General features: G+C 70.6%; 9 protein-coding genes and 1 tRNA gene. 8 read left to right on the plus strand and 2 right to left on the minus strand.

Annotated elements, in window-relative coordinates; all coding sequences use genetic code 11:
• Positions 1 to 122: 122 nt before the first annotated feature.
• The 8 genes from gnd to AB0927_RS08815 all read left to right on the plus strand — a co-directional run bounded on the left by gnd (position 123) and on the right by AB0927_RS08815 (position 9,668).
• Positions 123 to 998 carry a phosphogluconate dehydrogenase (NAD(+)-dependent, decarboxylating) gene (gene gnd, locus AB0927_RS08780; RefSeq protein WP_366666806.1) on the plus strand — a complete coding sequence of 292 codons (876 nt, stop codon included), beginning with the start codon at positions 123 to 125 and terminating at the stop codon, positions 996 to 998.
• 75 nt (positions 999 to 1,073) lie between these two features.
• On the plus strand, positions 1,074 to 2,195 hold the full coding sequence (gene recF / locus AB0927_RS08785) for a DNA replication/repair protein RecF (RefSeq protein WP_366666807.1): 1,122 nt from the start codon (positions 1,074 to 1,076) through the stop codon (positions 2,193 to 2,195).
• A complete protein-coding gene (locus tag AB0927_RS08790; RefSeq protein ID WP_366666808.1) occupies positions 2,192 to 2,728 on the plus strand; it encodes a DciA family protein in 537 nt (178 codons plus the stop codon). Before recF ends, AB0927_RS08790 begins: the two co-directional genes overlap by 4 nt.
• A gap of 386 nt (positions 2,729 to 3,114) precedes the next feature.
• A complete protein-coding gene (gene gyrB / locus AB0927_RS08795) occupies positions 3,115 to 5,187 on the plus strand; it encodes a DNA topoisomerase (ATP-hydrolyzing) subunit B (protein ID WP_366666810.1) in 2,073 nt (690 codons plus the stop codon).
• 42 nt (positions 5,188 to 5,229) lie between these two features.
• Positions 5,230 to 7,824: a DNA gyrase subunit A gene (gene gyrA / locus AB0927_RS08800; RefSeq protein ID WP_366666811.1), complete on the plus strand. Its 2,595-nt coding sequence runs from the start codon at positions 5,230 to 5,232 to the stop codon at positions 7,822 to 7,824.
• An 18-nt stretch (positions 7,825 to 7,842) separates the two neighbouring features.
• Entirely contained in the window at positions 7,843 to 8,568 is a 726-nt protein-coding gene (locus tag AB0927_RS08805) for a DUF3566 domain-containing protein (protein ID WP_366666812.1), read from the plus strand.
• Between the two features lie 111 nt (positions 8,569 to 8,679).
• Positions 8,680 to 8,753, plus strand: a tRNA-Ile gene (locus AB0927_RS08810).
• A gap of 63 nt (positions 8,754 to 8,816) precedes the next feature.
• On the plus strand, positions 8,817 to 9,668 hold the full coding sequence (locus AB0927_RS08815; protein ID WP_366666813.1) for an acyl-CoA thioester hydrolase/BAAT C-terminal domain-containing protein: 852 nt from the start codon (positions 8,817 to 8,819) through the stop codon (positions 9,666 to 9,668).
• A 6-nt stretch (positions 9,669 to 9,674) separates the two neighbouring features.
• On the opposite strand, the gene AB0927_RS08820 is transcribed toward AB0927_RS08815, so the two are convergent.
• Together AB0927_RS08820 and AB0927_RS08825 are read right to left on the minus strand one after the other, a co-directional pair.
• Positions 9,675 to 10,496 (minus strand): hypothetical protein, encoded by an 822-nt coding sequence (locus AB0927_RS08820; protein WP_366666814.1) that lies wholly within the window; start codon positions 10,494 to 10,496, stop codon positions 9,675 to 9,677.
• On the minus strand, positions 10,493 to 11,029 hold the full coding sequence (locus tag AB0927_RS08825) for a SigE family RNA polymerase sigma factor (RefSeq protein WP_366666815.1): 537 nt from the start codon (positions 11,027 to 11,029) through the stop codon (positions 10,493 to 10,495). The genes AB0927_RS08820 and AB0927_RS08825 overlap by 4 nt, the downstream gene beginning before the upstream one ends.
• Positions 11,030 to 11,121 lie beyond the last annotated feature (92 nt).

The raw sequence follows: 11,121 nt of genomic DNA on the forward strand, positions 1-11,121 counted from the left end.
CCGTGGCCGGGCGGCGCCGGATGAGCGCCGGAGCCCACAACTGTGCGTGACAGGGGCCGTTTAGGCTCGGGGCGGCACTCTCGTGCCCCAGACGCCAGCAGCGACCCTAAGGAACACAACTGATGGAGCTCGGTCTCGTCGGTCTCGGCAAGATGGGCGGCAACATGCGCGAGCGGATCCGCCGCGCGGGCCACACCGTCGTCGGATACGACCGCAACCCCGATGTCGCGGACGTCCACAGCCTGGAAGAGCTCGTGGGCAAGCTCAGCGGCCCGCGCGTGGTGTGGGTGATGGTCCCGGCCGGCGAGCCCACCCAGTCGACCGTCGACCAGCTCGCCGAGCTGCTGGAGCCGGGCGACGTGGTCGTGGACGGCGGCAACTCCCGCTGGACGGACGACGAGAAGCACGCCGAGGAGCTGGCCGCCAAGGGCATAGGCTTCGTGGACTGCGGCGTCTCCGGCGGCGTCTGGGGCCTGGAGAACGGGTACGCACTGATGTACGGCGGCGACGCCGAGCATGTCGCGAAGGTGCAGCCCGTCTTCGACGCGCTCAAGCCGGAGGGCGACTTCGGTTCGGTGCACGCCGGCAAGGTCGGCGCGGGCCATTTCGCGAAGATGGTCCACAACGGCATCGAGTACGCCATGATGCAGGCCTACGCCGAGGGCTGGGAGCTGCTGGAGAAGGTCGACTCCGTCACGGACGTCCGTGAGGTCTTCCGCTCCTGGCAGGAGGGCACCGTCATCCGCTCCTGGCTGCTCGATCTCGCGGTGAACGCGCTGGACGAGGACGAGCACCTGGACGACCTGCGCGGTTACGCACAGGACTCCGGTGAGGGACGCTGGACTGTGGAGGCCGCGATCGACAACGCGGTGCCGCTGCCCGCGATCACCGCCTCGCTCTTCGCGCGGTTCGCCTCCCGCCAGGAGGACTCGCCGCAGATGAAGATGATCGCCGCGCTGCGCAACCAGTTCGGCGGCCACGCCGTAGAGAAGAAGTAGTCCGCGAAGAAGCGGTCCACAGGGTCGCCCGGCGATCCACAGCCCGTCGGGCGGAAGGAGGTCGGCGCACAGGCCATGCACGTCACGCATCTCTCGCTGGCCGACTTCCGCTCGTACGTCCGGGCCGAGGTGCCGCTCGACCCGGGCGTCACGGCCTTCGTCGGGCCCAACGGCCAGGGCAAGACCAACCTGGTGGAGGCGGTCGGCTACCTGGCGACCCTCGGCAGCCACCGCGTCGCCACCGACGCGCCGCTGGTGCGCATGGGCGCCGAGCGCGCCGTCATCCGGGCCCAGGTCCGCCAGGGCGAGCGGCAGCAGCTGATCGAGCTGGAGCTGAACCCGGGCCGCGCCAACCGCGCCCGCATCAACAGGTCCTCGCAGGTCAGACCCCGGGACGTGCTGGGCATCGTACGGACCGTGCTGTTCGCGCCCGAGGACCTCGCCCTGGTGAAGGGTGATCCCGGGGAGCGGCGCAGGTTCCTGGACGAGCTGATCACCGCCCGGTCCCCGCGGATGGCCGGCGTGCGCTCCGACTACGAGCGGGTGCTCAAGCAGCGCAACACGCTGCTGAAGACCGCGGCGCTCGCGCGCAGGCACGGCGGGCGCTCCATGGATTTGTCCACGCTGGACGTGTGGGACCAGCACCTCGCGCGCGCCGGTGCCGAGCTGCTCGCCCAGCGGCTCGACCTGATCGCCGCGCTGCTGCCGCTGGCCGACAAGGCGTACGAGCAGCTCGCCCCCGGCGGCGGCCCGCTCGCGCTGGAGTACAAGCCGTCCGCGCCCGGCGAGGCCCACACCCGCGAGGACCTGTACGCCCAGCTGCTCGCGGCGCTGGCCGCGGCGCGCAAGCAGGAGATCGACCGGGGTGTCACCCTCGTGGGCCCCCACCGGGACGACCTGGTCCTGAAACTGGGCCAGTTGCCCGCCAAGGGGTACGCCTCGCACGGCGAGTCCTGGTCGTACGCCCTCGCCCTGCGCCTGGCCTCGTACGAGCTGCTGCGCGCCGAGGGCAACGAGCCCGTCCTCGTCCTGGACGACGTCTTCGCGGAGCTGGACGCGCGCCGCCGCGAGCGGCTGGCCGAGCTGGTCGCGCCCGGCGAGCAGGTGCTGGTCACCGCCGCCGTGGACGACGACGTACCGCAGGTGCTGACCGGGGCGCGGTACGCCGTGTCCGGCGGGACGGTGGAACGCGTATGAGCGGTGAGAAGAAGCCGTCCGAGAAGAACGCCGGGCCCTCCGGTGTGGACCTCGCGCGCGTGGCGTTGCGCGCGGCGAAGGAGCAGGCCCGCGCGCGCGGCGACGCGGCCCGGCAGAAGAAGCAGGCCCGGCGGGGCGGCGGCCTGCGTTCCGGGGCGCGGGCCGACGGCCGCGACCCGATGGCGCTCGGTTCGGCGATCAACCGGCTGATCACCGAGCGCGGCTGGGAGACCCCGGCCGCCGTGGGCGGGGTGATGGGCCGCTGGCCGCAGATCGTCGGCGAGGACCTGGCCAAGCACTGCGTGCCGCAGCGGTACGACGAGGACGAGCGGGTGCTCGTCGTGGCCTGTGACTCCACGGCCTGGGCCACCCAGCTACGGCTGCTCGCCCCGGCGCTGGTCGCCCGGCTCAACGAGGACCTGGGCCATGGCACGGTCCGGCTGATCAAGGTGCTCGGCCCCGGCGGCCCGGCCCGCCGCTACGGCCCGCTGCGGGCCCCGGGAAGCACCGGCCCCGGCGACACCTACGGGTGACGTACCTCACGTCGCCCGGCTCCGTGAGCACCCTCTGTACTGCGGGTTCGTCCCCCGCGCCCGCTCCCGCGCGCTCGCCCGCACGCAGGTGAGGACCGCGTACCGACCCTGGAGTAGCCAAGGGTTGACTGCTCGAAGCGCTGGGTGCCGCTGTGAGGCTCTTGGAGCCCCCTTCCGTATATCGGTACCCGGCCGAGACCGGTTCAGGGCGGCACATGGGGACTCAGGTACCGGCAAACCCCCATCGATGTCAGCGCTACCGGTAGACTGGAAGCTAATCCCGCCCCATTGTGGGGACCGCCCGGGAAAAGCTGAGCAACGCTGATCAAGGCTTACCAACGCAACATGCCGCAGCCGCTCCGGCAACCTGCCGACGAGCCCGGCTCGTGCTGTGCCAGAAAGGGCGCTTCGTGGCCGATTCCGGCAACCCCAACGAGAACATCCCGTCCACCGACGCCGGCGTGAACGCCGAGGCCCCGGCCTCGACGGCCTCCTACGACGCCAGCGCCATCACCGTGCTCGAAGGGCTGGACGCGGTCCGCAAGCGGCCCGGCATGTACATCGGCTCCACGGGCGAGCGAGGTCTGCACCACCTCGTGTACGAGGTCGTCGACAACTCGGTCGACGAGGCGCTGGCGGGCTACGCGGACACCATCGACGTGACGATCCTCGCCGACGGCGGCGTCCGCGTCGTCGACAACGGCCGCGGCATCCCGGTCGGCATCGTGCCCTCCGAGGGCAAGCCCGCCCTGGAGGTCGTGCTGACGGTGCTGCACGCGGGCGGCAAGTTCGGCGGTGGCGGCTACGCCGTCTCCGGCGGTCTGCACGGCGTCGGCGTGTCCGTTGTGAACGCCCTGTCCGGCAAGGTCTCCGTCGAGGTCAAGACCGACGGGCACCGGTGGACGCAGGAATACAAGATGGGCGTTCCGACCGCCCCGCTGGCCCAGCACGAGGCCACCGAGGAGACCGGCACGGCGGTCACCTTCTGGGCCGACCCGGAGATCTTCGAGACCACCGAGTACTCCTTCGAGACGCTGTCCCGGCGCTTCCAGGAGATGGCCTTCCTCAACAAGGGCCTGAACATCAGGCTCACCGACGAGCGTGAGTCGGCGAAGGCCACCAGCGGCGCGGACGAGGCGGGCGCGGACGAGAAGGCCGAGGTCAAGTCGGTCACGTACCACTACGAGGGCGGCATCGTCGACTTCGTGAAGTACCTCAACTCCCGCAAGGGAGAGGTGGTGCACCCCACCATCATCGACCTGGAGGCGGAGGACAAGGACAAGAGCCTGTCCCTTGAGGTCGCGATGCAGTGGAACAGCGGCTACAGCGAGGGCGTGTACTCGTTCGCCAACATCATCCACACCCATGAGGGCGGCACCCACGAAGAGGGCTTCCGCGCCGCGCTGACGTCGCTGATCAACAAGTACGCGCGCGACAAGAAGCTGCTCCGGGAGAAGGACGACAACCTCACCGGTGACGACATCCGCGAGGGTCTGACCGCGATCATCTCGGTCAAGCTCAGCGAGCCGCAGTTCGAGGGCCAGACGAAGACCAAGCTGGGCAACACGGAGGCCAAGACCTTCGTGCAGCGGGCGGTCTACGAGCACCTGAACGACTGGCTGGACCGCAACCCGAACGAGGCCGCGGACATCATCCGCAAGGGCATCCAGGCCGCCACCGCCCGTGTCGCGGCCCGCAAGGCCCGTGACCTCACCCGCCGCAAGGGCCTGCTGGAGTCGGCGTCCCTGCCGGGCAAGCTGTCCGACTGCCAGTCGAACGACCCCACCAAGTGCGAGATCTTCATCGTCGAGGGTGACTCCGCCGGCGGTTCGGCCAAGTCCGGCCGCAACCCGCAGTACCAGGCGATCCTCCCGATCCGCGGCAAGATCCTGAACGTGGAGAAGGCCCGGATCGACAAGATCCTGCAGAACCAGGAGATCCAGGCACTGATCTCCGCCTTCGGCACGGGTGTGCACGAGGACTTCGACATCGAGAAGCTCCGCTATCACAAGATCATCCTGATGGCGGACGCCGACGTCGACGGCCAGCACATCAGCACCCTGCTGCTGACCTTCCTGTTCCGCTTCATGCGGCCGCTGGTCGAGGCCGGGCACGTGTACCTGTCCCGCCCGCCGCTCTACAAGCTCAAGTGGGGCCGGGACGACATCGAGTACGCCTACTCGGACCGCGAGCGCGACGCGCTGATCGAGCTGGGCCGCCAGCGCGGCAAGCGGGTCCGCGAGGACTCGATCCAGCGCTTCAAGGGTCTCGGCGAGATGAACGCCGAGGAGCTGCGCGTGACCACGATGGACCAGGAGCACCGCGTGCTGGGCCAGGTCACCCTGGACGACGCCGCCCAGGCCGACGACCTGTTCTCGGTGCTGATGGGCGAGGACGTCGAGGCGCGCCGCCAGTTCATCCAGCGCAATGCCAAGGACGTCCGCTTCCTCGACATCTGAGTCGGTCTCAGCTGACCGCACAGGGAAGGATCTTCACCAGCAATGGCCGACGAGAACACTCCAGTCACCCCCGAAGAGGGCGGCGAACTCGCCATGCGTGTCGAGCCCGTCGGGCTCGAGACCGAGATGCAGCGCTCGTACCTGGACTACGCGATGTCCGTCATCGTGTCCCGTGCGCTGCCCGACGTCCGGGACGGCCTCAAGCCCGTCCACCGGCGCGTGCTGTACGCGATGTACGACGGCGGCTACCGCCCCGAGCGCGGCTTCTACAAGTGCGCCCGCGTCGTCGGTGACGTCATGGGCAACTACCACCCGCACGGCGACTCCTCCATCTACGATGCCCTGGTGCGCCTCGCCCAGCCGTGGTCGATGCGGATGCCGCTGGTGGACTCCAACGGCAACTTCGGCTCGCCGGGCAACGACCCGGCGGCGGCCATGCGGTACACCGAGTGCAAGCTGGCGCCGCTGTCGATGGAGATGGTCCGCGACATCGACGAGGAGACCGTCGACTTCACGGACAACTACGACGGCCGCTCCCAGGAGCCGACCGTCCTGCCGTCCCGCTTCCCGAACCTGCTGATCAACGGTTCGGCGGGCATCGCGGTCGGCATGGCGACCAACATCCCGCCGCACAACCTGCGCGAGGTCGCGGCCGGCGCCCAGTGGTGCCTGGAGAACCCCGAGGCCTCGCACGAGGAACTGCTCGACGCGCTCATGGAGCGCATCAAGGGCCCCGACTTCCCGACCGGCGCGCTGGTGGTGGGCCGCAAGGGCATCGAGGAGGCGTACCGCACCGGGCGCGGCTCGATCACGATGCGCGCGGTGGTCGAGGTCGAGGAGATCCAGGGCCGGCAGTGCCTGGTGGTGACCGAGCTGCCGTACCAGGTGAACCCGGACAACCTGGCGCAGAAGATCGCCGACCTGGTGAAGGACGGCAAGATCGGCGGCATCGCGGACGTACGCGACGAGACGTCGTCCCGTACCGGCCAGCGGCTGGTGATCGTCCTGAAGCGGGACGCGGTCGCCAAGGTCGTGCTGAACAACCTGTACAAGCACACCGACCTTCAGACGAACTTCGGCGCCAACATGCTGGCGCTGGTCGACGGCGTGCCGCGCACGCTGTCCCTGGACGCGTTCATCCGGCACTGGGTGACGCACCAGATCGAGGTCATCGTGCGCCGGACCCGGTTCCGGCTGCGTAAGGCCGAGGAGCGCGCGCACATCCTGCGCGGTCTGCTGAAGGCGCTGGACGCGATCGACGAGGTCATCGCGCTGATCCGGCGCAGCGACACCGTCGAGATCGCGCGCCACGGCCTGATGGGCCTCCTGGAGATCGACGAGATCCAGGCCAACGCGATCCTGGAGATGCAGCTTCGGCGCCTGGCGGCCCTGGAGCGGCAGAAGATCGTCCAGGAGCACGACGAGCTCCAGGCGAAGATCAGCGAGTACAACGAGATCCTGGCCTCCCCGGTGCGTCAGCGCGGCATCGTCAGCGAGGAGCTGGCCGCGATCGTCGAGAAGTACGGCGACGACCGCAAGACCAAGCTGATCCCGTACGAGGGCGACATGTCCATCGAGGACCTGATCGCCGAGGAGGACATCGTCGTCACCGTCTCCCGCGGCGGCTACGTCAAGCGGACCAAGACGGACGACTACCGGGCGCAGAAGCGCGGCGGCAAGGGCGTGCGGGGCACGAAGCTGAAGGAAGACGACATCGTCGACCACTTCTTCGTCTCCACCACGCACCACTGGCTGCTGTTCTTCACCAACAAGGGCCGGGTGTACCGGGCCAAGGCGTACGAGCTGCCCGAGGCGGGCCGGGAGGCGCGCGGCCAGCACGTGGCGAACCTGCTGGCCTTCCAGCCGGACGAGGCGATCGCCGAGATCCTCGCGATCCGTGACTACGAGGCGGCGCCGTACCTGGTGCTGGCCACGAAGTCCGGTCTGGTCAAGAAGACGCCTCTGAAGGATTACGATTCGCCCCGCTCCGGCGGTGTGATCGCGATCAACCTGCGTGAGCGCGAGGACGGCGGCGACGACGAGCTGATCGGCGCGGAACTGGTCTCGGCCGAGGACGACCTCCTGCTGATCAGCAAGAAGGCCCAGTCGATCCGGTTCACGGCCACCGACGAGTCCCTGCGCCCGATGGGCCGCGCCACCTCCGGTGTCAAGGGGATGAGTTTCCGCGAGGGCGACGAACTGCTCTCGATGAATGTCGTGCGACCCGGTACGTTCGTGTTCACTGCCACCGACGGGGGGTACGCGAAGCGGACCGCCGTCGACGAGTACCGCGTCCAGGGCCGCGGCGGCCTCGGCATCAAGGCCGCCAAGATCGTGGAGGACCGTGGTTCGCTCGTCGGAGCGCTGGTCGTGGAGGAGACCGACGAGATCCTCGCGATCACTTTGTCCGGTGGTGTGATTCGTACGCGAGTCAACGAGGTCAGGGAGACGGGCCGTGACACCATGGGCGTCCAACTGATCAACCTGGGCAAGCGCGATGCCGTGGTAGGCATCGCACGTAACGCCGAGGCGGGGCGCGAGGCGGAGGAGGTCGACGGCGAGGATGCCGACGACATCACCGCCGAGGGTGCCCAGGCCACCGGCACGGACGAGGGTGAGGCGCCCTCGGCCGAGTAGCACGAGGAGTGAGTCATCGTGAGCGGAGCCACGGGCGCCGGATCGGCCGGTACCTCCACGGGTACGGAGACGGACGGCGGCGGCCGTGGCTCCGCCGCGCATGCGGGGATCGCCACCGACCCGCATACGACCAACCTGAAGCCGGTGCGGGCGTCCGCGGCTGACGCCACCGGCACGTCTGCACCCCAGGGGGGAACTGTGACGGACACCCGAGGACCGGCCGCGGCCGGCGAGGCGCAGGCGTCGTCGCCGCTCCCCGGGGAGCGGCGCGCCGAGGAGCCGGGCGGCCCGTACCACCCGCCGCAGGCCTATCCGGCGCAGCCGCCGGCCGACGCGGTACGACGCCCCCGCACCGGGGTGCGCACCGCGCCGCGCACCCGCAAGGCGCGGCTGCGGGTGGCCAAGGCCGACCCGTGGTCGGTGATGAAGGTCAGCTTCCTGCTCTCCATCGCGCTCGGCATCTGCACGATCATCGCCTCGGCGGTGCTGTGGATGGTCATGGACGCGATGGGCGTGTTCTCCACGGTCGGCGGGACGATCTCGGAGGCGACCGGCTCGAACGAGGCGAACGGCTTCGACCTCCAGTCCTTCCTCTCGCTCCCCCACGTCCTGATGTTCACGACGATCATCGCGGCCATCGACGTCGTCCTGGCCACCGCGCTCGCCACCCTCGGCGCCTTCATCTACAACCTCTCCGCGGGCTTCGTCGGCGGCGTCGAACTGACCCTCGCCGAGGACGAGTGACGCGCGCGGGCCGGTGCGGCGTCGGTCCCCCGACAACCGATTTTGGGACTGACGTGGTCGTGCGCTAATCTTCAGGAGTCAGCGCGCGGGACACACACCGCAAAGCGCGGCGGGGCTATAGCTCAGTTGGTTAGAGCGCATCCCTGATAAGGATGAGGCCACAGGTTCAAATCCTGTTAGCCCCACAGCGAGAAAACCCTCGGACCCTTTCGGTCCGGGGGTTTTCTGTCATTCGCCGAGGGGGGCTTGTGGACATCGTGGAGCAGGAGCCGGCCGGGCCCTGGGAGGGTCTGCTGGCAGCGCCCGTGGGTGGCAGTGAGAGCGGGGTGCTGGTCCTCGCCGGGTCCAGTGGCCGGGTCCCGCGGGAGCGGGCGCGGCTGCTCGCCCGGCAGGGGATCGCCGCGCTGGCGATCCGCTGGTTCGGCGGGAGCGGGCAGCCGCCGGGGATCTGCGAGGTCCCGCTGGAGACCTTCACCGCCGCCGTCGATCTGCTGCGGCGCGGCGGGGCGCGGCGCGTCGGCATCCTCGGGGTGTCCAAGGGGGCCGAGGCGGCCCTGCTCACGGCGGTGCGCGACGCACGGGTGGACGTGGTCGTCGCGCTGTCGCCCACTCCGCTGGTCTGGTGCAACGTCGGCCCCGGCCGGGACGGCGCGGACCGCCCGTACCGGTCGTCGTGGACCTGGCGGGAGCGGCCGCTGCCCTTCGTGCCGATGGACGACTCCTGGACGCCGGCCGAACCGGAGGGCGACCCCGTCGCCGTGCGCGGCTGGTACGAGCGCAGCGAGCGGACCTTCGCCGGGTCGCTCGCCGCGGCGGGGATCCCGGTCGAGGAGACGCGGGCGGAGCTGGTCCTGGTCGCGGGCGGCGACGACGAGATGTGGCCGTCGCTGCCCTTCGCCGAGCGGCTGGCCGCGCGCAGCCGTGCGGCGGGGGGCACGGTCCGGCTGATCGCCCGTGACGACGCCGGACACCGGCCCCGCCTGCCGGGCGAGCCGCCCTCGCCTCCGTCCCCGCGCTTCCGGTACGGGGGCACGCCGGAGGCCGACGCGCTCCTCGGCGAGGCCGCCTGGCCGCACATCCTCGACGCGCTGCGCGGCTGAGGCGTCCTACTTCGTCACCTCCGCGGACGCGTAGGCGGTCGAGCCCGGGGCCACGCAGACGAACCAGTTCGCGGTGGGGAAGCCGCGGACGGACCTGATCACGGCGTCCGTGCCGCGGAGCGGGGAGTTGTCGGGGGCGCGGTCGGCCACGGTCGTGCTGCCGTCCTTCCAGTGGCAGGTGACCTGCCGTGCCGTCGTGGCCACCATGCCGATGACCAGGCGCCGGGGGCCGTCTGCGCCGGTGAGGGGCTGGGGGAGGACGCGGATCTCGTGCCCCTTCGGGCGGGGCAGGTCCGCGACGGTGTCCGAGGCCACCACCCGGTGGTCGAGTTGTTCGGGCGGGTCGGCGGACTTGCCGGTCGCGCTCTTGACGAAGTAGCTCGTCCTGCCGATCAGGTCGGACGGGCTGCCCGAGGTCACCGGGGTGAGGCCCCAGTCCGCCATGGCCTTCATCTGCTGGACGGCCTCGCTCCGGTCGCGCGGGGCCTGCCACACCTGGAGGGCCACGGACCACTGCACGCCCTGGTGCGTGCCGAAGCCCACCGTCGAGTCCGTCGGCTCGTACACCAGGCGTCCACCGGCCCCGGGCGTGTCCGCGGGGGAGGCCGTGTCGCGGGCGAGGCCGGGCAGACCGGTCGCCGCCAGTGTTCCGGTGCCGCCCGCCAGCACCGCCGCCGCGACCGCCGTCACCGCCCACCGCCGTGTCCGGCGCCGGCGTCCGGCCCGGACGACCGCCGCGACGGGCGCCGCGCCGGTCTCGAACTCCCCGGCCGTGTCCGCGAGGAGGAGGGCGATCCGGTCCCGCGTCCTGTCGTCGTGGTGCGTCATGCCTGTCCCTTCCGCGCGACCGTGCCGGCCAGCGCCGGTGCGACGCGCAGCTTCGCTATCCCCTTGGCGGTGTTGCTCTTGACCGTGCCGACCGAGCACCCCATGGCCTGCGCGGTCTGGGTCTCCGTCAGGTCCTCCCAGTAGCGCAGGACCACCGCCTGGCGCTGCCGCGCGGGCAGCTGGGCGAGCGCCCGGAGCAGCAGATCGCGGTCGACGGCCCGGGTGATCACGTCGTCGCGGTCGGCCTCCTCGCGCACCGGGCCCGAGTCGTCCCGCGCCAGGAACTCCTTGAGCCGCCGTCGGTGCCTGCGGGCGTGCAGGTTGATCATCACGCGCCGGACATAGGCGTCCGGGTCGTCCGCCGCGTCGACCCTGCGCCAGGCCGTGTAGACCCGTTCCAGCGTCGACTGGGCCAGATCCTCGGCGGTGTGCCGTTCCCCGGTCAGGAGAAAGGCCGTCCGCAGCAGCCGCGGCCAGCGGGCGGTCATGAATCTGCCGAACTCTTCGTCACGGTCCTGTTTTCCGTCCTCCATGGACACCTCCTGAACATCAAGGAGAGTCCATGGGCCGGTCGGGCCGTTGCCTCACCCCCGTGCGCCATGTGCCGTGACGCCGAGGGGTTTTC

The organism is Streptomyces sp. NPDC048106 (assembly GCF_040706415.1).
Classification (GTDB): domain Bacteria; phylum Actinomycetota; class Actinomycetes; order Streptomycetales; family Streptomycetaceae; genus Streptomyces.